This window comes from Rhodococcus marinonascens NBRC 14363, from assembly GCF_001894885.1.
Taxonomy (GTDB): Bacteria; Actinomycetota; Actinomycetes; order Mycobacteriales; family Mycobacteriaceae; genus Rhodococcus_F; species Rhodococcus_F marinonascens.
Genome location: NZ_BCXB01000025.1, coordinates 1 through 21417 on the forward strand (window position 1 = coordinate 1; position 21417 = coordinate 21417).

Genomic DNA, 21417 nt, shown 5'->3' on the forward strand with positions numbered 1-21417 from the left:
GAGCTCCGAGCGCTCCCGACGAACGTCGATGGAACCCGTCCGACCCCGCCGAGGACCTCCTCGACGGGGTCGATGCAGTGATCCACCTCGCCGGAGCATCCATTGCAGGACGGTTCACCGACAGTCACCGTCGGGCGATCAGGGACAGCCGCATCGAGCCCAGTCGGCGACTGGCCGAGGTGGCCGCGGCTGGACGCGGACCGAAGGTGTTCATCAGTGCTTCGGCGATCGGATACTACGGCCCACGCCGTGGTGATGCGATTCTCGGCGAGCAGGACGAGCGGGGCGAGGGGTTCCTCGCCGACGTCGTGGCGGAGTGCGAAGAGGCGTCGAAGGTTGGCGCCGACGCCGGGGTGCGGGTGGTGCACGTTCGAACCGGGATCGTGCAATCGCCGAAGGGTGGTGTGCTGCGAGTGCAGAGGCCCCTGTTCGAGGCCGGTCTCGGCGGCCGGTTGGGAACGGGAACGCAGTGGTTGTCTTGGATCGACATCGACGACCTGGTGGACGTGTACCACCGTGCCCTGGCCGACGAAGAGTTGCGCGGCGCAGTCAACGCGGTGGCTCCTAATCCTGTTCGCAACGAGGAATACACCGCCGTGCTCGCCTCGGTGCTGCACCGCCCGGCGTTTGTGCCGGTACCCGACTTCGGGCCGAGGTTACTACTCGGCGAGCAGGGCGCACGTGAACTCGCCCTGGCTGATCAGAGGGTTACTCCTGGGCGCCTCCTCGAACGTGATCACCGCTTCCGACGGCCCGACCTCGGCACGGCGCTGCGCCACCAACTGGGGCGATTCAGGCCGGAAGAGGGGTAGTGCGCTTCAGCGTCGAAAGACGCGACCGCGCACTTCGGTGTCGAAAGCCGCGACCAGGCGTTTCGGTGCGGTGAGGCGCCACGCCTCCTCTACCAATTCAGCCAACTCTTCGGCATCGACGCGGTCGAGGACCACATTGATCCAGCCGTGTCGCCCGAGGAACGGCGCTACCAGAAACACCTCTGGATCCTCCTGAAGCAGTGCCGCCTGCGTTTCCACCGTCGCCTTGAGGCAGGCCGTGGGGCACCGTGGCCGACGAGGCCGAATATCTTCTTGCGCACACGAAACGTCGGTTGATCGCCCCAGTTGGCGACCACCACCTCCTGGGCCTCCGGCAACGCCAGCATCATCGCGCGTACGTCGTGTTCGGTGGGCATCACAGCTCCTGGGGATGGGGCACCGGGTGGAAGGTGGTCGAGTAGTTTTATATCTTCTACCACCGACAAACCGGACCGCGGCGCGATCGCTCTCAGCGTCGAAAGCCGCGACCACGCGGTTCGGGGCCGCGAGGCGCCTGGAACCTCAGAAAGTACTGAACCTCAGGAAGTACTGACCGCGCGCCACAGGTCGATGCCGCCTTCCACGGCACTCATGTCGATCTCGGCGAGTTCTTCTGCCGAGAAGTCAAGATTGTCGAGGGCTCCGAGGCTGTCCTCGAGTTGCGAGACACTCGATGCGCCGATCAGCACCGAGGTCACTCGCGGATCGCGCAAAGACCAGGCGAGTGCCATTTGAGCAAGCGACTGCCCACGGCGCTGAGCGATCGCGTTCAGCGCGCGGATGTGGTCGAGATTCTTCGGTGTGAGCATGTCTTTCGAAAGAAAAGTTCCCTTGGCCATTCTCGATCCGGCCGGTACGCCGTCGAGGTACTTCGATGTCAACATTCCCTGGGCAAGCGGTGAGAAGGCGATGCAGCCGACGCCTTCGGTCTCGAGAGTGTCGAGCAGTCCTTCCTCGATCACACGGTTGAGCATGGAGTAGGACGGCTGGTGGATAAGCAGTGGTGTACCCATCGACTTCAGAATCGCTACGGCTTCGGCCGTCCGGGTCGGCGAATAGGACGAGATGCCGGCATACAGTGCACGCCCGGAGCGGACGGCTGTATCGAGGGCTCCCATCGTCTCTTCGAGTGGGGTGTCCGGGTCGAACCGATGCGAATAGAAGACGTCGACGTAGTCGACCTGCATCCGCTTCAGCGACTGGTCCAAGCTCGACAGCAGATACTTGCGTGAACCCAGGTCGCCGTACGGGCCCGGCCACATGTCCCAGCCAGCTTTGGTCGAGAGGAACAACTCGTCCCGGTACGACCTGAAATCGTCGTTCAGGATCCGCCCGAAGTTGGTTTCGGCCGACCCATAGGGCGGCCCGTAGTTGTTGGCGAGATCGAAATGTGTGATACCGAGATCGAATGCCCGGCGCAGGATTTCGCGCTGTGTATCTATCGCGCGGTCGTCACCGAAGTTGTGCCAGAGGCCCAGCGATATAGCGGGCAACTTGATACCGCTCCGCCCGCAGCGGCGATAGCTCATCGACTCGTAGCGGTTGTGCGCGGCGAGGTAGGTCATTGGGAGTAGTCCTCTCAGTTGTGCAACCGGCGCAAATCAAAATCCGCCGTACGATGATGGCGATGGCCGATCCACGACAGACATACCGACCGGCCATCTAGCCGATCGGGTGGCCTCGGCGAGGCAGTGCGGGTCGGTGCTTCGCGCGCGAATGTCTACCCGGTCGAACCGGCACTCGGCCCGCCACCCCAAGCAGCGACGGCCCTCTGGCCACAGTAAATGCGATTCACATCCCCGTCAAATAGTCGCCGGCCGAGCGTTGACCATCGGCCCTGGGCAATCTGTAATCGTCTGTAATACCAAATCTAATCCGATATTTCGAACCCGTGGTGCTGGATGGAACTGACACGCGACTTTAAGCGGCCGGCGCTGCGGGCACAGCCGATCTTGCTACCAGACTTGTCCGCTGGGGTGGGCGCGTCGTGCGCACCGTCTTCGGCGCGTCATCTCGAGCCTGGGTTCACGCGGTGGAGGCGTTCACGTCCGGTGTGTTGGATCCGAAGTTGATCATCAGCGGTGATTTCGAGTTGAGAGATGCGGGAGAGGCGCTACGGTTCCTCGAAGACGGCGACCAGAGTATCGTGAAAATCTTGCTGCATCCGTGACGCGAATGGATTTCTCTACCAAGAGGAATGAAAATGTCCTATGACATCCACCGAATACGATAGGCAGTGGTGATGACTCGTGTAGAGCAAGTGACGATCCCTGCACGCAGCACGGCGAAGGTCCGGTGTGGCACGCCGGCTGGAACGGACTTCGGTGGGTGGACATGCTCGCCGGCGATGTCCTGATTCTCGACCGCTCCTCGGGCGTGATCGACCGACGACATGTCGGATCGGTAGCGGCGGCGCTCCGGCCGCGTAGTCGTGGCGGCGCGATAGTCGCGATCGAACGGGGGTTTGCCCTTGCGAATGACGAGCTCTCGGATGTCCGGCCGCTCGGTGACATATGGTCCGACAAGACAATTCGATGAATGAAGGGAGCTGCGCGCCGGACGGCAGTTTCTTCTGTGGCTCCATGTCCTACGACACCGTCCCAGGCGCCGGAACGCTATACCGGCTGGATCCCGAGGGCAAAGTCACGGTTGCGCTTGGCGGCGTCACCATCTCCAACGGTATTGGGTGGAGTCCCGACGGATCCACGACGTACTACGTGGACACGCCGACACAACGTATCGACGCCTTCGACTACGCCGAGGGGATCCTTTCGGCACGGCGAACGGTAGTGCACGTAGACCCACGCAAGGGCGCCCCGGACGGGCTGGCGATCGACTCCGAAGGCGGGCTGTGGGTGGCGTTGTGGGGTGGGGGCGCCATTCATCACTACACCTGCGACGGAACCCTCGCCGACATCATCGAACTTCCAGTCCCACGGGTCACGTCATGCATGTTCGGTGGCCGGGAACTCGACGAGCTCTACATCACGACCTCACGCCTCGACACCGACCTGGACGCCCACCCTGAGGCCGGGGCGCTGTTCCGCGCATCCCACATGGTGCCGGGAATGCCCACGCTTCCTTACTCCGGGTAGGTGCCGCCGAGCCTGCGGGACAGCTCCGTGGCACCCTCGCGGACGAGCTTCTCCCAACGCGGCCAAGCGTCATCGGTGTGCCGCGAGGTCGGTATCGAAATGCTCATCGCGGCAACCCATTTCCCTGAGCTGTCCACCACCGGCGCTGCGACGCAGCCTGCCTCGGGGTTCGATTCACCGCACTCGTAGGCGATACCGGTACGGCGCACCTCGTCCAACTGCCTGCGTAGCTCGGTGCGCGAGGTGATGCTGCGATCGGTCAGGGGCACCAGCTTGCGGCCCTTGAGTAGCTCGTTCAGTTTCTCGCGCGCCAGCCCTGCCAGCAGCACTTTGCCGACGCCGGTGCAGTAGGCCGGCAATCGCCTGCCCACCTCGGAGATCAGACGCACCGAACGCGTCGAGTCGATCTTCGACACATAAACGACCTCGAGACCATCCAGGATCGCCACGTGGACAGTCTCGTCGCATTTGGCGGCAACCTGGCGCGCGACCGCATCAGCCTCCGTGGCAAACTCCAGCGTTTGTTGATAGCGCGAACCCAACTCGAGGACACGCGGCCCCAGTCGGTAGACGTTTTCCTCGCCGGACTGGCGGCTGAGGAAGTTGCGAGCGACGAGCGTAGCCAACAATTCGTGTGCGGTGGAACGAGGTAGCTGTAACCGTTCCACGATCTCCGTGGCAGTCAACGAGACCTCGCGGCCGAGGAACAACTCCAGAATATCTGCAGCACGCAGCACTGCGGGAACCATCCGCGGCATGTCAGCCCCCTCACTGCCTGATGTCGGCTATAGCAGATCATGTCCGAAATACCGGCATGGTTCCCATACGCTACTCGACGTGCAATCAGGCCACCTCATCGAATGTCCGGAGTTCATCGAGATACACGGGACGACGAGATCGCGATTGCGCCGAGCAGTCCCACCAGGGCGAATGCGTAAAAGCCCCATGGCACCGCGTAGCCGGCGCCGAGCATGACACCGCCGAGGATCGGGCCGCAGATCGCTCCGAGCCTGCCGATTCCCGCCGACCAGCCGAGGGCGGTCGCGCGGATCTGCGAGGGGTGATTGGCGCTCGTGAACGCGTACACGAGTACCTGCGCGCTGAAGACGAAGCAGCCTGCGAGGAACACAAGAATGTAGATTCCGAACGAGATCTTGACGCTGAGCAATGCCAGGAAGACGGCGGCCCCGGCGAACCAGATGATCGCGGCCGTCCGGGGGCCGATCTTGTTTGCGACGCCGCCCGCAATCAGGAGACCCACGACCGCGCCGACGTTGAGGACAAGCAGGAACGTGAGCGATGCACCGAGGTTGTAGCCCGCCTCGCGCATGATCGTCGGCAGCCAGGTGTTGAGTCCGTAGACCAGCAGAAGTCCCATGAACGAGGTGACCCAGATGGCGATGCTGTTGCGGAGGAACCGAGGCGAGAACAGCGTGCGTACCGGATTGACCGTCGCGGCGGCGGGAGCGTCGGCGGCCGGTGCGGGCCCGAGTTCCAGGCCGTGCTGCCTTGCGATGCGCTCGGCTTCGGCGCGCTTACCTCGCCCGATCAGATAAGACGGGGATTCGGGGAGGTGGCGCAGCATCAGCGGAATCAGGACCACGGCGGGCAGTGCGCCGGCAACGAACATCGAACGCCAACCGAACGGTTCGATCAGGACGATCGCCAGCGCGGCCGTCGCAACCGCACCTACGTGGTATCCGGTCATGAGCAGTGTCGATGCGGATCCGCCGCCCTGCTTCTTGGAGAACTCGTTGACCAGGGCCAGTGCCGTCGGCAAAGCGCCACCGAGTCCGACTCCCGCCAGGAACCGGAACAGCCCGAACAGGAACGGGTTGGGCGCCACCGCGCAGAGGAGAGTAAGGATCGAGAACCCCGCCACTGTGAACAGCAGGACTCGGCGACGTCCGACTACGTCGGTGAGTGTGCCGATTGTCAGAGCGCCGATGGTCATGCCCACCAGGCCCAATGTCGAGATGAACGTGAGGGTGCCGGTTGTCAGGCCCCACGCCTCGTATTCGCTCAGGGAGGGGATGATCGCACCGAGAACGACCAGGTCGAAACCGTCTAGCAACACGGTGACCCAGCAGAGGGAGGCTACCCAAGATACAGAGGAGGTGCGGGGCTCGCTCTGTAGGGAACGGGGCTCGCTCCGTAGGGAACGGGGCTCGCTCCGTAGGGACTCGATCATGGAATCCTCGATTGTCAATGATGTTCGCAATCCGAACTTTGGTTCATTAAGTCCTGCGGTCATTGTGTGGTGCGTCATATTCGGATGTCAACCCCTTCCAGGTCCGCACTCGATGCTCTGCCAACCAAGGCCGTCGCCCAATGTCACACCGGTTCCGTCCACGCAGGCCGATGTCACATTCGACGCTTCCCGATGCTGGCCACGGGTTGGTGGCGACCGGAATACTGACCACATGTCCGACGAACGCAGCATGCTGGGGCGCGCCTTTCTGGTGCTGGGTTCGTTTACCTCGGACCGCCCGCGGCTGTCGCAGTCGGAGTTGGGTCGGCGCACTGGGCTGCCGCTGCCCACGGTTCACCGATTGTGCCGTCAGTTGGTGGACAACGGCGCGCTCGAACGCATCGCCGACGGGCGGTACGAGATCGGGGTGCGACTGTGGGAGTTGGGTGCTCTCGCACCACGCGCCCACGGATTACAGCAGGTGGCGCGGCCGTACCTCGAAGATCTGTACGAGGCGACGCGCGAAAACGTGCAATTGGTGGTTCGTGAGGGTCTAGAGGCGCTGTACCTCGAACGACTGTCGGCGCGCGGCGCCGTCGTAGTAGTGGGGCGGGCCGGTGGCCGGCTGCCATTGCATGCGTCGAGTGGCGGACTCGTCCTGTTGGCGTTCGGCGGCGGAGAGTTGCTCGATGAGGTCCTCGCGGCCGGCCTCAAGCGCTTCACCCCGTCGACCATCACCACCGAGCACCGACTGCGCAGCACCCTCGACGACATTCGTCGCACCGGTTGGGTGGCGTGCCGCGAGCATCTCAATGTCGGGACGCTGGCCGTGGCGGCACCGGTATCGCGGTCGACGGGTGAAGTGGTGGCAGCGGTGTCCGTGGTGGTTCCGACCGCCAAGGATTCGGCACCGCTGATCCCCGCTGTGTGGGCCGCCGCACGTGGTATTTCCCGGGGCGTCGCCTAGCTCGTCTTTCACTCAGTGGAAGGGAGGGTGTTGTGATCACGATTCTGGCGGGACAGTGACTGGTGCTACGAACTACGCGAGGAGCCTGCTCATGGATACACAGGTCGGGATCGTCGGAGGAGGCCCGGCAGGACTGATGCTGTCTCATCTCCTGCACCTGAAGGGCATCGATTCCGTCGTGCTCGAAAGCCGAACCCGCAGAGAGGTGGAATACACGATCCGTGCCGGTGTGCTCGAACAGAGCACCGTCGACCTGATGGTCGACACCGGAGTCGGAGACCGGATGAAGCGCGAGGGCCGGGCCCACCAGGGCATTGAACTGCGGTTCGGCGGTCGCGGTCACCGCATCGCATTCGACGAACTGACGAGCGGTCGCGCCGTCACCGTCTATCCGCAGCACGAGGTCCTCAAGGATCTCATCGCCCAGCGTCTCACGGACGACGGCGACATCCGCTTCGGAGTGTCCAAGGTTCGGATCCACGACCACACGTCCGGGACGCCCAAGATCACTTATCGCGACAGTGAGGGCAACGACCAGATGCTCACGTGCGCCCTGGTCGCCGGATGCGACGGCTCGCGCACCTCAATCCGCGATCTCATCCCTGGGGACGTTGTGCGTAACGACTACTTCCGTCGGTACCCGTTCGCCTGGTACGGCATTCTCGCCGAGGCGCCGCCATCGTCGGAAGAGCTGATCTACGCCAACCACCCGCGCGGTTTCGCGCTGGTCAGCACCCGCACTCCTGAGGTCCAGCGGCACTACCTACAGGTCGACACCGACGATTCGGTCGACGACTGGTCGGACGACCGCATCTGGTCGGAACTGCACGCGCGCGTCGACGGTGAGGGCGTGGAGATCAAGGACGGCAAGATCTTTCTGAAGTCGATCCTGCAGTTCCGCAGCTTTGTGTGCGAGCCGATGCAGCACGGCAACCTCTTCCTCGCCGGCGATGCCGCCCACACCACCCCACCGACCGGGGCCAAAGGCATGAACCTGGCGATCGCCGACGTGTACTTCCTGTCGAAGGCGATGGCCGAGTACTTCGCCAACCGCGGCCGTGGCCGCCTCGACGGCTACACCGAGACGGTGCTGCCGCGCGTGTGGCGCACCCAGCACTTCTCCTGGTGGATGTCCTCGATGCTGCATCGACTGCCCGACGAGGCCGGATTCGGCCACCAGCGCCAGGTCGCCGAACTCGACATGGTGACCCGCTCTGTCGCGGGCCGCACGCTGGTCGCCGAGAACTACGTAGGCACGCCGTTCGAGTAACAGCCGCTTGGCGACCGGCTCTCACTCGCGGCCGACAACTACTTGGAGTGGCTCGACGACCGCAAGTAGGCGTACGTCCGCCCGAAGGCCGGGCCTTCGGTGACACCCCGCTGAACCTGGAGGTTCTCGGGCATGGAGATGCGCTATGCCATCTTCGCCACCAGAGACAAGGGCAGCAGCTTCATCGCCACGGAGAGCGGCGCCCACGGCCACGCGGGGACGTATGCCTTGCTCGGCTCCTTCTCGATGGCTGCAGCCAGTGCACGGCAACCGGTTTCGGTGTCGACGATGAACGGCGCGTTCTTCACCTTCTCATTGATCTCCGTGCGGATAAAGCCGGGGAAGATGGTACTGACGTCGATACCGGTGTTCGCCAGATCGGCGCGCATACCTTCGCCGAGTGCCGCGACCCCGGCCTTCGATGCCGCATAGGTCGTGAGATTCCGAGGCATGCCGCGCAACGCGCTCATCGACGAGATCAGCACGACGTGACCGGCGTTCCGGGGCCGGAACAGCTCGAGCGCCGCCTCGCTCTGCGCGAGCGCGCCGAGGAAGTTGGTGCGCGCGGTCTGCACGTTGGCGCTAAAGTAGCCGGTACCCAACGGCTGCCCCTTGCCGAGTCCTGCGTTGACGATCACCCGGTCCAGGCCACCAAGTTCCTCGTCGAGTTCGGTGAACACGCGAAAAACCTCGTCGTGCACGTCGACGTCGAGCTTGCGGATTGCGACCGTGATCTGCGGGTGCGCGGCCAGCAGTTCGGCGCGCAATTCCTCCAGCCGCTCGGTGCGCCTGGCCGCCAACGCGAGATTACGTCCACGCGAAGCGAATTCGCGGGCCATGCCGCATCCGAGGCCCGAGCTGGCGCCCGTGATGAGAATATTCTTGCGTGTCGTACGCTTGCTCACGCGTCTTCCTCCGTATCGGTGTCAAGTCCGTCGATCAGTTTGTTGCAGCGGATGTCCAGGTATCCCACGGCGATCCAGAAGTGCTCGAAGGCTGGGTTGGTGGTCTGTCCATGGTGGTACCGGTAGTAGATCTGCTGCGCGATTACCGCCAGCCGGAACAGCCCGAACACTTCGTAGAAGCGCCAGTTGTCGACCGGCAGCCCCGTGCGTTGACCGTAGTACTCGACGATCTCGCGGCGGGTGAGCATCCCCGGAAGGTCCGAGGGCTGCCTCTTGGTGGCTTGCATCATCGGGTGATCGTCTTCCTGCACCCAATAGGCCAGACTCGACCCCAGATCCATGAGCGGGTCACCGATCGTCGCCAGCTCCCAGTCCAGGACCGCACGCGGCTGCAGGTCGTCGCCGAGGACGACATTGTCGAGCCGGAAGTCGCCGTGGATCACCGCGGACGCGACATCGGCCGGTTGATTGTCGGCGAGCCAGGCCGTCACTCGCGCGAAGTCGGGCACGTTGTCGGTCCGGGCGGCCGCGTAGCGCTTCGTCCACCCTGCCACCTGTCTGGCGACATAGCCTGTGCCACGCCCGAACTCGTCGAGTCCGGATGACTTCGGGTCGACACCGTGCAGTTCGATGAGCAGGTCGATCATCCGCAGGCACACCTCCCGCGTGTTCTCGGGGGTGAGGCCGAATTCGGCCGGGGGAGCAGAGCGCAGAATGGTGCCCTCGACACGTTCCATGACATAGAAGTCACTGCCCAGCACCGACGGATCGGTGCATAGTCCCACCATCGTCGGCGCGTGCGGGTACACGGGTGCGAGCAACGACTGGATCCGGTACTCGCGGACCATGTCGTGTCCGGACGACGGCTTGGCACCCGCCGGGGGTCGGCGCAGGACGAGGTCGCGATCCGGATAGCGCAACAGGTAGGTCAGGTTTGATGCACCCCCGGCGAACTGACGGACCTCGGGGGTTGCGCTCAGATCGCCGGACCCGTTCTCGCGCAGCCAGTTCGCCACCGCCTCGACATCGAACGCATCCTCGTCGCGGACGCTGCGGGCGTTGTCCGGCAGCCCTGTCATTTTAGGGGTCACTGGTACTTTCCCAACTCGAAGCGAGCCACCAGCCCCTGGTGCACCTCGTCGGGGCCGTCCGCGAGCCGTATCGCCCGCGCCGCTGTCCACGCGCCGGCGAGCGGGAAGTCGTCGGACAACCCGGCGCCACCGTGGATCTGGATCGCGAAGTCGATCACCTGCTGTGCGACCCGAGGTGCGGCGACCTTGATCTCCGATACCGCCGAGCGCGCCCCGGCGATGCCCTGCGTGTCGAGCAGCCACGCGGCGTTGAGCACCAGCAGCCGCAACTGGTTGATCGCGATACGGGCGTCCGCGACCCGTTCCCGATTGCCGCCGAGATTGATCAGCGGCTTGCCGAACGCGACGCGATCGGTGCCGCGGCGGATCGCGAGTTCGAGCGCAGACTCCGCGAGGCCGACCAAACGCATGCAGTGGTGCACGCGGCCAGGACCGAGTCGGCCCTGCGCGATCTCGAATCCTCTTCCCGGACCGGCGATGATCGCGTCGAGGGGCAACCGCACGTTCGTGAACGACACCTCGCCGTGGCCGCCGGGCTCGTCGTAGAAGCCCATCGTCGAGAGCATCCGCTCTACCCGGACACCGGGTGCATCGATCGGCACGAGAACCATCGAATGCCTCTGATACTTGTGTGCTTCCGGATCGGTGAGACCCATGAAGATGAGGAGCTTGCAGTCCGGACTACCGATGCCTGTGCTCCACCACTTGCGGCCGTTCAGCACGACCTCGTCACCCTCGACGACGGCGGTCGCGGCCATGTTGGTGGCGTCGGACGACGCGACGTCGGGCTCTGTCATGCAGAACGCGGAGCGGATCTGGCCGTCGAGCAGCGGGCGCAGCCAGCGCTCCTTTTGCTCGGTGCTGCCGTAGTGGTAGAGCACCTCCATATTGCCGGTATCGGGGGCGTCGCAGTTGAAGATCGCAGAGGCGAAGAGGGAGCGACCCATCTCCTCGGCGAGCGGTGCGTACTCGACGTTGCTCAGGCTGGCACCGATTTCGGAGTCGGGCAAGAAGAGGTTCCACAGTCCCTGCGCCCGAGCCTTGGACTGGAGCTGCCGGAACTCGTCGGACACTTGCCACATCGCGGCGCCGGGGACGTCGGAACGCTGCGCGAACGGCTCCACCCGCTCGGCCCGCAGACGCGCCTCGACGGGGGCGACCTCGGTAGCGATGAACACACGTAGCCGGTCGAGGTACTCCTTCGACCGCGCGCTGTGAGCGAAATCCATGCCTTACCTCCATGACGTCGCAACTAACTAAGCATTGCTCAGTTAACCTAAACGTAGACTTGCCCGGCAATCAAATCCTGGGGGTGCCATCTCGTGTCGACCGAAACCTCACTACCCGGCGTAGCCGCCAACCGGCGCCGGCTCCCACCGGAAGAGCGCAAGCGGCAACTCGTCGCGATCGGCCTGCAGGAGCTGGCGACCCGACCCATCCACGCGTTGTCCATCGACCAGGTGGCCGAGAAGGCTGGGATCTCTCGCGGGTTGCTGTTCCGGTACTTCCCGACCAAACAGGACTACTACGTGGCCGTGGTGGGCGCGGCGGCCCGGCGCTTGCTGCGCGCGGCGAGGGCGGACCCCGACGGCGCATCCGGAGAGCCACTGCGGGCCGTGGTCCGCGCGTTCGTCTCCTTCGTCGACCGGCACGGCGCGAACTATCAGTCGTTCTTCCACGGCGGCTTCGGCGCCGATGCGCAGATCCAAGAGATCCGCAAGAATCTGCAGAACACCATGGTCGAGCGCACCCTCGACGCCACGGGCGCCGAGTCGTCGCCCGCAAACCGCGTACTGCTGCGCGCATGGTGGTCCATGGTCGAGAGCCTCGCCATCGACCGCACCGTCGATCCCGTCTTCACCGTCGACGACGTCGTCGACCGTGCGATCGAGGCGCTACCGATCCCGCGCGGACACTGACGCCCCCGGGGGTCCGGCGCGGAAGTTGCTCGGGCCAACGCCGTGTGACGGTGATGACGACAACAGGATGATCCGGCGCCCGGTATGCGTCAGAGTCTGCCACGACCGGAATCGCTGTGGCGGCGCATGGGGTGTTTCTCGACGAGCATGTCGAGCCTCGTCGATCTTGTGCGATGGATGAGTTAATCCTGTGCGATTGACGAGCGGTGGACGTTCCGCTGCGAGCCCGCCGCAGCATCGGGCAGCGTCGGACCTCGACGCCTGGATGCGATAGGGGCACCGACCGATTCCGGGCCATCTCTCCGGCAGTATTGCCACAACGGAATGTAGTACCTATGCTACAAATCATTGAGTAGCACAACGATGGGGAGGCTCATGAATTCAAGTAGTGGCATTGCGCTCGACGTCGCCGGCCTGCGAATGCGATACGGCGCCAACGATGTTCTGCTCGATGTGACGTTCCAGGCCCGGCGCGGCGAGGTGCTGGTCATGCTCGGTCCCAATGGGGCCGGAAAGACGACGACCGTCGAGATACTCGAGGGGTTCCGCAATCGCTCGGCGGGCCGTGTCACGGTGCTGGGCGTCGATCCCGAGGACGGCGACGAACACTGGCGCGCTCGGGTGGGCGTCGTCCTGCAGTCCTGGCGCGACCATGCCAAGTGGCGCGTGCGTGACCTGCTCGACCATCTCGCCGCCTTCTATCGGCCGTATTCCGCGAGCGATGGCCGACAGCCCTGGGATACAGACGAACTCATCGACCTCGTCGGGCTCACCGAGCAGGCGCGGGCCAAGATCGCGGCTCTCTCGGGTGGTCAGCGCCGCCGACTGGACGTGGCAATCGGCATCGTGGGCCGGCCGCAGGTGCTGTTCATGGATGAACCCACCGCCGGCTTCGATCCGGCGGCTCGCAGGGACTTCCACGATCTTGTGCATCGTCTGACAGACGTCGAGGACACTACGGTGCTCCTGACCACCCATGACCTCGACGAGGCAGAGAAGATTGCCGACCGGATCCTGATCCTGGCAGGCGGACGCATCGTCGCCGACGGCTCGCCCGATGCACTGGCTCGCGAGATCGCCGGGGAGGCCGAGGTGCGCTGGACGGTCGGCGACCAGCGCTTCGTGCACACCACAATCGAGTCGACGAAGTTTGTCCACGAATTATTCAGGCAGCACGTTGATTCCATCGGTGAGCTCGAGGTGGGCCGTGCCTCGCTGGAGAACACCTACATGGCGCTGGTCCGCCGTCACGAGTCTGACGAGGGCCCGACCGGCGCACTCACTCTCACGGAGGTCGCACGATGAACCCCACTGTCAACGCGGTTCGTGCCGGCCTCGTTCGCGGCTGGATCGAGCTTCGTCAACTGTTCACCAACGGTACCGACCTGATCGGTCAGTTCGGAACCGCGGCCGTCGCGCTGGTCGTGCTCTACCTGCTGCGCAATCGCGAGTACATGGGCAGCGATCTCTCGATCGCCGAACTCGCGCTCCCCGGTCTCATCGGGTCGATCATCGTGTTCAACGGACTGTTCGCGATCACCAATGTGCTTGTCCTGGACCGCGAGGACGGCACGCTACTGAGGGCCAAGGCGGTGCCGAGCGGGATGATCGGCTACATGGTCGGCAAGGTCGTCTCGGCCGCTGGATCCGTCGTCGCGCAGGTGGCGGTGGTGCTCGCGGTGGGTCTGGCGGTCATCGGAGGCGGGTCGCTGGACGGCCTCGGCGCGTGGGCGACCTTCGTCTGGGTTCTGCTGCTCAGCCTGCTCGCCGCGCTGCCCGTCGGTGCGATCCTGGGTGCCGTCCTCGACAACTCCCGCGGGACGTTCCTGCTGACGATGCCGCTCATGGGGCTCATCGCCATCTCGGGAATCTTCTACCCGATCACGGCGCTGCCGGGGTGGCTGCAGGCCGTCGGCCAGGTGTTCCCGATGTACTGGAGCGGTCTCGGGATGCGATCGGCATTGCTTCCCCCCGACGCAGTGGCGGTCGAGATCGGTGAGTCCTGGCGACACGCCGAAACCGCGGCGGTGCTGGGCGCCTGGGCGGTCGCGGGACTGCTGATCGCGGCGGTAGTGTTGCGGCGCACGGCGCGTCACGAATCAGGATCGAGTATGGCTGCACGACGGGAGAGGGCGATGCAGCGTGCCTTCTGAGGCCATCTACAACCGCATTGCGATGCTGCGCGCCGAGCGGGGCATATCGCGGCGGGAGCTAGCCGAGGCATTGGGCGTCCACTATCAGACGGTGGGCTACCTCGAGCGCGGCGAATACAGCCCCAGCCTGCACCTTGCGCTGCGTATCGCCGCGTACTTCGAGGTGGCGGTGGAGGTTGTGTTCTCCACCGAGCCGTTTCCGAGGCTGGGGTCAGGCGCCGAGTCCGCGTGACCCGGTTCCGGGGCCGAGGTCGATGATCCAGTCGGCGTGTGCGGAGCAGCAGCTAGGCGAGATCGCGTAGCTACTGCTCCACGGCGGCCCGGTCATGCAGGCAGTGCCTCTGCGGCTGGACGCGGCTTCTTATCGAGCGCTGCGATACATGGGTGGTGGTCGCTGGTACCGTCGTCGACATGACTCAGCAGAAAGGCGCATGAGCGCCGATTCTCGGCGCAGATTCCTGCGCCCACGCAGTGTGTTCTTTTCTTGCGGATACGTTTGGGTGGTCGATGACACCCAACCAGTCGCGGCGTTGTTCGATCCATACACGGAGCGGTTCGTGCGTCTGGTGTCGTGGACCGATCTTCCTCCACCTCCGCTGAATTCGAGGCAGCAGCAGATCGTGGCCCATACCAACGGCGTCTGGGTGCAGAACCATCGAGATGGGCCGCTGGTGCGCGTTGGTGTCGACGGGATCATCCATGCCGAGTACACCGAAGGCCACCAACTGATTTGCGCGGGGTCGTCCGGCGCATGGTGCTTCAGCAATGCTCGGCGGCGGCGCGACGTTGCGTCCGCACCCGACGTTCCGCCACTCCGCTCGCTGCGGCCACCGATGCTGCTGGTTGTACTGCCCGAGGGCGGTTCCCGCCGCGTTGTCATAGACGGTGCGGCCGTGGTGTCGGTCGAGTTCGACGAGTCGTCGCTGTTCGTCAGGGTCTCTCACGATCCGTGGGAGCGGGTTCCGACCCCGGCGATGACGAGCGTCGACCGGCCCGGGTTCGAGGTTCGGTACGGCTCCTCGGTGCTGCAAGTGCCGCTCGACGGGCCGATCCCGGAGCGAATCGGACCCGGCACGCATCCGTTCCTGCAGGACCGCCAGGTCGAGCACACCAGTGAGTACGCCGACACCTCGTACAACGAGGCACACCGACGCAAACGCGCTGTAGACGCCGCGTTTCGTTGGCACTGGGGCACCAACCCGGCTCGCAATGGCTCCACGATCGTACGGGCGTACCGGCCCGACGCCTCGGTACCGGCGACGGAAATCGACCTGTCCGGGATGCGAGTAACCCACGGCGCGGCCTCGGCCGGGCGGCTCTGGATGGTCACCACGCCGGAAACTCGCACCGGGTCGGGACGCTCGGTGCTCACCGCTGGGGTAGAGAGAAAGGCGCGTCCGGTGGGGGTCGAGGGCATCGACATCACCGACCGGTGTCGGCCGGTGGGCCCGCAGCCGCTCGACCACGGCTCGTACGTGGCGTACTGCCTGCGTGGTCTGGACGGAAGGCGGTTCTCGGAGCGCGTGGACGAGGTGTTCGCCACATACGTCGGGCAGTGGCCTCACGGCCGGGTCCACGTCCGGTTCCGGCACATCGACTATCCAAGCCTGACCCTGGTGGCGCGCCTGAATCTCTACGACGAGAAAGGCACCCGGCTGGACAACTTCCTCACCTACGTGCGGACGGAACTGATGGAACAGGCCGGCACCCGTGCGTACCCACCGGCGTCGGATGCCGTCGACGGAGTGCTGTACGTCTGAACCTCGTGCATACCAGGGGCCGATGCGCCCGAAAACGAACACGAACCGGAGGTAGCAATGACCGAATGGGTGCAGATGCTGGTCGGAATGGCAGACGGGCCGACGCAACCAGTCCACGGCGTCGTCGTTCCGTACCGGAACTCCGACGAGCCATTCCACTTCTACTACGCGACCTCAGGGGAGGAACCTGTCTTTCTGCCGATAGGCCGCGAAGGGGTGCGCCTGTACCGGTGGGGGCGCCGATCTCGAATCGAATCGGTCGACAGGGAAGTCTTGTTCGTCAGCGACGGCAGCTCGGCATGGGACTTCACCTGCGATCCGGACCGGCCGCGCTGCACCGAGCTTCGGCGCGTGAAGTCCCCCGGCTCGGGTCGCCACCTGGCCATCACCCCACCGGTCACCCACTGGGCCGGGCATCACCATGCCCGACCGACCGGACCGGTGACCGACCTCGAGTTCCTCGGCCGCCGCTGCTGGTCGGTGGATCTAGCCCCACGTGAGAGCCTCAACATGCCGAAACCGTCACTGCGTCTGATCGTTGACGTCGACAGCGGCGCCGTCCTCGGACAGCATTCCGGCGACGGTATCGACGGCGCCGCCTACACCGACGTCACCGTGGGTGAGCCTTTGGATCCGTCCCTGTTCGCCTGGGGCGGACCGGTTGTCACCGACGACGAATCCTGTGCCCGCATCGGACAGGGCGACACACCCGATGTCGAGAGGGCGATGCAGTGGTTCCGTGAGAACATCACGGCAGAGCCGATCCACGTGCCGGTCCTGACCGATTTCACTCCACGCTTCGTCGATTCGATCGACCGACAGTCCGGTGCCTTCTCCGCTCCGCTCGGGCCTGATCAGCCAGCCGGTTGGCTGATCCGACGGCCACGCTCGACCGAACCGTGGGCAGTGAAGACCTATGGATACCAAATCGCGTGGTCCACCGGAAGATTCGACTGGGCATGCCAGATCCACGGTAACGGGACACTGGACGCTGCCGGGATCTCGGCCCTGCAGCAACAACTACACCCCGGCGAACCGGTCATGGGGACACCACATCTCGTCTTCGGCGGCTCGGATGAACCCTGACGCAGGCGACTCGATCGGCTAGCCCGGAACCGCAACCGAAGACTCTCTGGTCCCGTGCCATGGAGATTGAGTCGCTCAACGCGCGCGTCGGCGTAGCGGGGGTGCACCGAACAGGAACCATGCTGCTGCACCGATCAAGGGGAGCGAAATGATCGTCGCCGACCACCAGAACTTCGATCCAGCTCGGTCGTGCGGGGTGCGGAGGATCGAGATGAGCGCCGCGATGGTGAGCAGGACGTACCCGAGCATGATGAGCGTCGCTTGGATGTCGATGCTCAACGGCAACATCACGTCGTGTTCCACCTAAGACCCCTTCGGAATGGTGTCCTCTCGAGACTATTGGGCACCTGCTGTGGTGAGTGTATAGACGCCCGTCAGGTCAGCTACCGATACACGAACCGAGGAACCAGTGAGAAGCCGAACCGTTGGATTCTTTAGGGGATTAGTAGTCCAGATAATGCGGACTGACCATTCCGTTGGCGCGGCGTCGATCACGCTTCGAGAGCTGCGTGGAAGCGTTCAGCCCACGGTTCAACAGGTCCATGGTCTCCGGACGCCGCTGGAGCGGAAGCGAATTCGGTGAGTTTGTCCTCGGACATCCCGTACTGGTGCATCTTGCGCGACGTCTGCTGTGGGCAGCATTCGACGAGAACTCCCACCCCCTAGCCGTGTTCCGGGTGACCGAGGACAACATCCTCGTCAACATGAATGGCGACACCGTCCCGCTTCCGGACGGCCCGATCGGACTCATGTACCCCTCACACATCCCCGACTCGGTCGGCACCTGGTCCGACGTTTTCGCCGACCACGAGATCCAGCAGCCGTTCCCACAACTCGGTCGCCCCGTCCACCACCCCCAACCCGGGGACGTCGACGGAAGCGGTCTGTCCCGGTTCACCGGCGTGACCGCGACACCGAGCCAGGCACTGCGCCTGACGTATCGCGGGTGGGAGGAGTTGTGGGAGAACCCTGGACGACGTCGACACCGCGACAGTATCGGAACTCATGGCTGACCTTGCCAGCTTCGCATCGTGACTCTTCAGGTTCCGCGCGGGCTCACTCGGCACGCTTGCGCGCGCGTCGTGACAGCGGGGTGCCGCTCACGAGCTAGCCGGCAGCGTCATCTCGTGTCGACCGAAACCCCAATTCCCGGCACAGCTGCCAACCGGCGGCGGGCTGCACCGGAAGAGCGTAAGCGGCAACTCGTCGCGATCGGCCTGTAAAGAGGTGGATTCGACGCGCGCCCGCTTCACGCGATGTGAACGTTGCCCGCCCGACTGCGTTCGGCCTCCTTCGGCGCCTGGACGTTCTCGGGCTCGGTGCCGACGTGGTTCAGGACGAGGTCGTGGATGTCGCGGCTACGTAGGATGCCCGCCTCGAACGAGTCGGCGAGCGGACCGTCCACGCTCCTGCTCAGAATGAGCGGCACCACCTGCTCGTGGCGGCCGCCGTGCGAGCGGAGGGGGCCGTGCAATTGGGTCAGATCGTGATCGGCGGCCGCGCTTCCGAGGGCGGTGTCGGCGGAGGCTGTCACCGCCAGATCGCCGATGCGGTCGCGGGGCAGTTCGTACACGGTGGCGACGTCCTCCCGGTCCCAGATCTCCTCCACCCCGGGCAGCGCGCTAAGTACCCGGCGAGCGGCGTCGCGGTGCTCTAGAGGTAGATGGAGCCAGGCGAACGAGCCGAGGGCGCCATGGTGTTTCACGTACGGGTCGGTAATCGGCAGCACGACCTCCTCGACCGGGATGCCTGCCGCTGCCAGCATGTCCTTCAGATAGTGGATGCGGGGCTCGCCGTTCTCGTCGTGCTTTGCATTCATGCCGTGGTCGGCAGCGACGGCTACCGTGCAGCCCGCGTCGAGATACTCGCCGAGTAGCGCATCGAACTCGGTGAAGAACAGGTCGGAGACATCCTCGCCCGGCGCGTATGCGTGCTGGACACGGTCGGTCAGCGACACATACAGCAGACGGATCGCAGGGGCGACGCGCAGAGCACCCAGGCCGATGCGCATGGCGTAGTGGCTGGCCAGCGGGTCGTATACCCCCGGCGCAGCTTATCCTTGGTCGTCACCATCAGGGTCGGCCCGCCGGCCTCTTCGAAGCATGCGTGGATGCTCGGCGCGCGCAAGTATTTGGCATCGTTGAGGAGCACCAGCCCATCCTCGGGCGTCCGGCAGTAGTTGCCGGGAATCCCGTGGATGGCGGGCGGGACGCCGGTGACGATCGAGATGTTGTTGGGTTTGGTCAGGTTCGGAATCTCGGAGGCTCCCACGCTGAACACACCGCCCTCGTCGAGCATCCTCTGCAACCGGGGCATGATGCCCCGCGCGAGCCCGTCGTGGAAGTAACCGGGGTCGCCGCCGTCGACGGTGATGACGACAACGGGATGATCTGGCACTCGATATGCGCGGTTGTTCGCAACGACGGTGGTCATTCTTTACCTTCCTCTCGAACGTGTTCGAGAAAGAGTTCTTCGATGAGGGACGGCGGCCGCTCTGCCAGCCGGACGAGGTTGATCGGGCGATCGGGTGGAGCCGGCTCGAGATGGATCTCGCAGATGCGCCCCAGCCGGAGTGCGTCTTCGGTGCAACTTCTTGGGAGGCAGGCGATGCCGAGCCCGTAGGCAACTGCGCCGATGATGGCGCCGTTGCTCGCGATGGTGCTGGTGTGAGTGCTCGGGATACGCCACTTTTGCAGCAGATCGAGTTGGTACCGGCGGCTCGCCGATCCTTCTTCACGCAGGAGGATACGGCTGCCGCGCAGCTCGTGGGAAATTGCGTGATGACCGGCGAGTGGGTGGTCACCGGCGACGATCACCGTCTGTGGTTCGCTGGCCACTCGACTCGCTTCGAGTGACGGCTTGTCGATCTCGGCGGCGATGAGAGCGAGGGGGAGCCGACCATCGGTGACTGCTTGCACCACGGCCGCCGAATTGTCGACATGCAAATCGATCTCGACGCCTGGGTACTTGCCTACGAACGACGTGACAAGCCACGGCAGTAGCTGTTGCGTCACCGTCTCCGTGCCGCCCACCTCCAGCACGCCCGAAACCGGAGCCCTGCGTAGCCGCGTCATCCGATCTGCTGCCTCGCCGGCGAGTGAGAGCAGCGCGCGGGCGTGGTCGACGAGAGCCTCCCCCGCATCGGTGAGCCGGGCCGCACGTCCAGATCGGTCGACGAGGACTACGTCCAGCTCTCGCTCGAGCAGTTGCAGATTGCTCGACACGGTGGACTGTGCGATGCGGAGCGCGCGAGCTGCGGCGGAAAGCCCCCCGTGCTCCGCAACAGCGACGAATGTCTCGAGCCGCTGGAGGCTGAGTTTGAGGGCCATCAAATGATCCGCGCGCGGATACGAGACGAGATGAAATCGATTGATGCGACGGTAAGCACGATGACGACGAGGATCGCCGAAACCTTGTGATACTGAAACAGCTTCATCGCCACCGTCAACTCGAAGCCGAGCCCGCCCGCGCCGACCATGCCGAGCACGAATGCGTGGCGCACATTCGATTCGAAACGGTAGAGGCTGTAGGTGACCACCTCGGGAAGGATCTGCGGGATGACGGACCAGCGCAGGGTCGTGAACAATCCCGCGCCCGTCGACTCGAGTGCTTCGCGCGGGCCCGGATCGATGTTCTCGACTGCTTCGGCGTAGAGCTTGCTCAGCTCTCCACACGAGTACACGGTCAGCGCGAGCACACCCGGGAAGGGGCCGAGACCCACGGCCGCGACGAAGATCAGCGCCCAGATCAAGTCGGGAAGCGAGCGCAGAACGCTGAGGACCGCTCGCGCTGTTGCGTAGACCAACGGGTTGTGTCCGAGCAGGTTCTTCGCCGCACCGAGCGCGAGGAAGATGCTGATGATCATCGCCAGCAGCGTGCCCCAGAGCGCAACCGCCACCGTCGTGAGAATCGCATCCCAGAGACCGGGGATGACCGACAGGTCGGGCGGGAACATTCGAAGCAGGAATTCGGCCAGGCGGGGGATGCCCTGGAGAAACCGACCGGGGCTGAGACCGAGGTCATTGGCGCTCCAGCCGAGAAAGGCGAGTACTGCCACAACCACGACGACGTTCCGCGTCCACAGGAGGCCGTGCCGCCCGCTCGGCTCGGGCGGCAGGGAGGGCGGTTTCGGCGAGGTCGTTGTCGAAGTCTGGTGGTCGACAGACAT

Annotated in this window: 24 protein-coding genes and 1 pseudogene; 13 read left to right on the forward strand and 12 right to left on the reverse strand. The window is 64.7% G+C overall.

From position 1 onward, the window contains the following. A partial coding sequence (locus RM2_RS17050) for a TIGR01777 family oxidoreductase (protein ID WP_072690747.1) occupies nucleotides 1–812 on the forward strand: 812 nt, incomplete at its 5' end. 6 nt (nucleotides 813–818) lie between these two features. On the opposite strand, the pseudogene RM2_RS25780 reads toward RM2_RS17050, so the two are convergent. Next, nucleotides 819–1189: pseudogene (locus tag RM2_RS25780) on the reverse strand (MmcQ/YjbR family DNA-binding protein). A gap of 162 nt (nucleotides 1190–1351) precedes the next feature. Then, nucleotides 1352–2377 (reverse strand): L-glyceraldehyde 3-phosphate reductase, encoded by a 1026-nt coding sequence (gene mgrA, locus RM2_RS17060; RefSeq protein WP_072690748.1) that lies wholly within the window; start codon nucleotides 2375–2377, stop codon nucleotides 1352–1354. A 422-nt stretch (nucleotides 2378–2799) separates the two neighbouring features. Between mgrA and RM2_RS24035 the strand changes: the two genes are divergently transcribed. From RM2_RS24035 to RM2_RS17065, 3 genes are all read left to right on the forward strand, one after another. Next, nucleotides 2800–2982, forward strand: coding sequence for a hypothetical protein (locus tag RM2_RS24035; RefSeq protein ID WP_139277807.1), 183 nt, complete (start codon nucleotides 2800–2802; stop codon nucleotides 2980–2982). A gap of 125 nt (nucleotides 2983–3107) precedes the next feature. Beyond that, nucleotides 3108–3350 carry an SMP-30/gluconolactonase/LRE family protein gene (locus RM2_RS25960; RefSeq protein ID WP_218017236.1) on the forward strand — a complete coding sequence of 81 codons (243 nt, stop codon included), beginning with the start codon at nucleotides 3108–3110 and terminating at the stop codon, nucleotides 3348–3350. Then, the gene (locus RM2_RS17065) at nucleotides 3347–3907 is read left to right on the forward strand and encodes an SMP-30/gluconolactonase/LRE family protein (protein ID WP_218017237.1); all 561 of its coding nucleotides are present in this window, start codon (nucleotides 3347–3349) and stop codon (nucleotides 3905–3907) included. The genes RM2_RS25960 and RM2_RS17065 overlap by 4 nt, the downstream gene beginning before the upstream one ends. On the opposite strand, the gene RM2_RS17070 is transcribed toward RM2_RS17065, so the two are convergent. Together RM2_RS17070 and RM2_RS17075 are read right to left on the reverse strand one after the other, a co-directional pair. After that, complete coding sequence (locus tag RM2_RS17070; protein ID WP_072690749.1) at nucleotides 3895–4665, reverse strand: IclR family transcriptional regulator; 771 nt, start codon at nucleotides 4663–4665, stop codon at nucleotides 3895–3897. The two genes, RM2_RS17065 and RM2_RS17070, sit on opposite strands and share 13 nt — an antisense overlap. A gap of 113 nt (nucleotides 4666–4778) precedes the next feature. Next, nucleotides 4779–5984, reverse strand: a complete 1206-nt coding sequence (locus RM2_RS17075; protein ID WP_373863347.1) for an MFS transporter — start codon at nucleotides 5982–5984, stop codon at nucleotides 4779–4781. A gap of 346 nt (nucleotides 5985–6330) precedes the next feature. Here RM2_RS17075 and RM2_RS17080 point away from each other — a divergent pair, with 346 nt between their 5' ends. Together RM2_RS17080 and RM2_RS17085 are read left to right on the forward strand one after the other, a co-directional pair. Further along, the gene (locus RM2_RS17080; RefSeq protein ID WP_072690750.1) at nucleotides 6331–7065 is read left to right on the forward strand and encodes an IclR family transcriptional regulator; all 735 of its coding nucleotides are present in this window, start codon (nucleotides 6331–6333) and stop codon (nucleotides 7063–7065) included. Between the two features lie 91 nt (nucleotides 7066–7156). Then, nucleotides 7157–8335: a 4-hydroxybenzoate 3-monooxygenase gene (locus RM2_RS17085; protein ID WP_072690751.1), complete on the forward strand. Its 1179-nt coding sequence runs from the start codon at nucleotides 7157–7159 to the stop codon at nucleotides 8333–8335. 143 nt (nucleotides 8336–8478) lie between these two features. Here the strand turns inward: RM2_RS17085 and RM2_RS17090 are convergent, their stop codons facing one another. Genes RM2_RS17090 through RM2_RS17100 form a run of 3 tightly spaced genes read right to left on the reverse strand, consistent with a single transcriptional unit; the run spans nucleotide 8479 to nucleotide 11560 of the window. After that, nucleotides 8479–9240, reverse strand: coding sequence for an SDR family oxidoreductase (locus tag RM2_RS17090; protein WP_072690752.1), 762 nt, complete (start codon nucleotides 9238–9240; stop codon nucleotides 8479–8481). Beyond that, complete coding sequence (locus RM2_RS17095; RefSeq protein ID WP_072690753.1) at nucleotides 9237–10319, reverse strand: phosphotransferase family protein; 1083 nt, start codon at nucleotides 10317–10319, stop codon at nucleotides 9237–9239. Before RM2_RS17095 ends, RM2_RS17090 begins: the two co-directional genes overlap by 4 nt. An 8-nt stretch (nucleotides 10320–10327) precedes the next feature. Then, nucleotides 10328–11560, reverse strand: coding sequence for an acyl-CoA dehydrogenase family protein (locus RM2_RS17100; protein ID WP_072690754.1), 1233 nt, complete (start codon nucleotides 11558–11560; stop codon nucleotides 10328–10330). Between the two features lie 93 nt (nucleotides 11561–11653). On the opposite strand from RM2_RS17100, the gene RM2_RS17105 reads away from it, so the two are divergent. The 6 genes from RM2_RS17105 (at nucleotide 11654) to RM2_RS17130 (ending at nucleotide 17249) form a co-directional block, all read left to right on the forward strand. Next, complete coding sequence (locus RM2_RS17105; RefSeq protein WP_072690755.1) at nucleotides 11654–12250, forward strand: TetR/AcrR family transcriptional regulator; 597 nt, start codon at nucleotides 11654–11656, stop codon at nucleotides 12248–12250. 375 nt (nucleotides 12251–12625) lie between these two features. After that, entirely contained in the window at nucleotides 12626–13555 is a 930-nt protein-coding gene (locus RM2_RS17110) for an ABC transporter ATP-binding protein (protein WP_072690756.1), read from the forward strand. Next, nucleotides 13552–14403 (forward strand): ABC transporter permease, encoded by an 852-nt coding sequence (locus tag RM2_RS17115; protein ID WP_072690757.1) that lies wholly within the window; start codon nucleotides 13552–13554, stop codon nucleotides 14401–14403. Before RM2_RS17110 ends, RM2_RS17115 begins: the two co-directional genes overlap by 4 nt. Next, nucleotides 14393–14635 (forward strand): helix-turn-helix transcriptional regulator, encoded by a 243-nt coding sequence (locus RM2_RS17120; protein WP_072690758.1) that lies wholly within the window; start codon nucleotides 14393–14395, stop codon nucleotides 14633–14635. Before RM2_RS17115 ends, RM2_RS17120 begins: the two co-directional genes overlap by 11 nt. 199 nt (nucleotides 14636–14834) lie before the next feature. Next, nucleotides 14835–16163, forward strand: a complete 1329-nt coding sequence (locus tag RM2_RS17125) for a hypothetical protein (RefSeq protein ID WP_139277808.1) — start codon at nucleotides 14835–14837, stop codon at nucleotides 16161–16163. Nucleotides 16164–16220: 57 nt separating this feature from the next. After that, nucleotides 16221–17249: a hypothetical protein gene (locus RM2_RS17130; RefSeq protein WP_072690760.1), complete on the forward strand. Its 1029-nt coding sequence runs from the start codon at nucleotides 16221–16223 to the stop codon at nucleotides 17247–17249. Nucleotides 17250–17324: 75 nt separating this feature from the next. On the opposite strand, the gene RM2_RS17135 is transcribed toward RM2_RS17130, so the two are convergent. Beyond that, complete coding sequence (locus RM2_RS17135) at nucleotides 17325–17552, reverse strand: PLD nuclease N-terminal domain-containing protein (protein WP_245814015.1); 228 nt, start codon at nucleotides 17550–17552, stop codon at nucleotides 17325–17327. 173 nt (nucleotides 17553–17725) lie between these two features. On the opposite strand from RM2_RS17135, the gene RM2_RS17140 reads away from it, so the two are divergent. Beyond that, nucleotides 17726–18262 carry a DUF4132 domain-containing protein gene (locus RM2_RS17140; protein WP_281250427.1) on the forward strand — a complete coding sequence of 179 codons (537 nt, stop codon included), beginning with the start codon at nucleotides 17726–17728 and terminating at the stop codon, nucleotides 18260–18262. 236 nt (nucleotides 18263–18498) lie between these two features. Here the strand turns inward: RM2_RS17140 and RM2_RS17145 are convergent, their stop codons facing one another. From RM2_RS17145 to phnE, 4 genes are read right to left on the reverse strand one after another with little or no spacing between them, the layout of a single operon-like run. After that, a complete protein-coding gene (locus tag RM2_RS17145) occupies nucleotides 18499–19260 on the reverse strand; it encodes an alkaline phosphatase family protein (protein ID WP_072690762.1) in 762 nt (253 codons plus the stop codon). Further along, nucleotides 19197–19682: an alkaline phosphatase family protein gene (locus RM2_RS17150; RefSeq protein WP_072690763.1), complete on the reverse strand. Its 486-nt coding sequence runs from the start codon at nucleotides 19680–19682 to the stop codon at nucleotides 19197–19199. Before RM2_RS17150 ends, RM2_RS17145 begins: the two co-directional genes overlap by 64 nt. Continuing rightward, on the reverse strand, nucleotides 19679–20578 hold the full coding sequence (locus RM2_RS17155; RefSeq protein ID WP_072690764.1) for a LysR family transcriptional regulator: 900 nt from the start codon (nucleotides 20576–20578) through the stop codon (nucleotides 19679–19681). The genes RM2_RS17150 and RM2_RS17155 overlap by 4 nt, the downstream gene beginning before the upstream one ends. After that, the gene (gene phnE, locus RM2_RS17160; protein ID WP_084721850.1) at nucleotides 20578–21417 is read right to left on the reverse strand and encodes a phosphonate ABC transporter, permease protein PhnE; all 840 of its coding nucleotides are present in this window, start codon (nucleotides 21415–21417) and stop codon (nucleotides 20578–20580) included. Before phnE ends, RM2_RS17155 begins: the two co-directional genes overlap by 1 nt.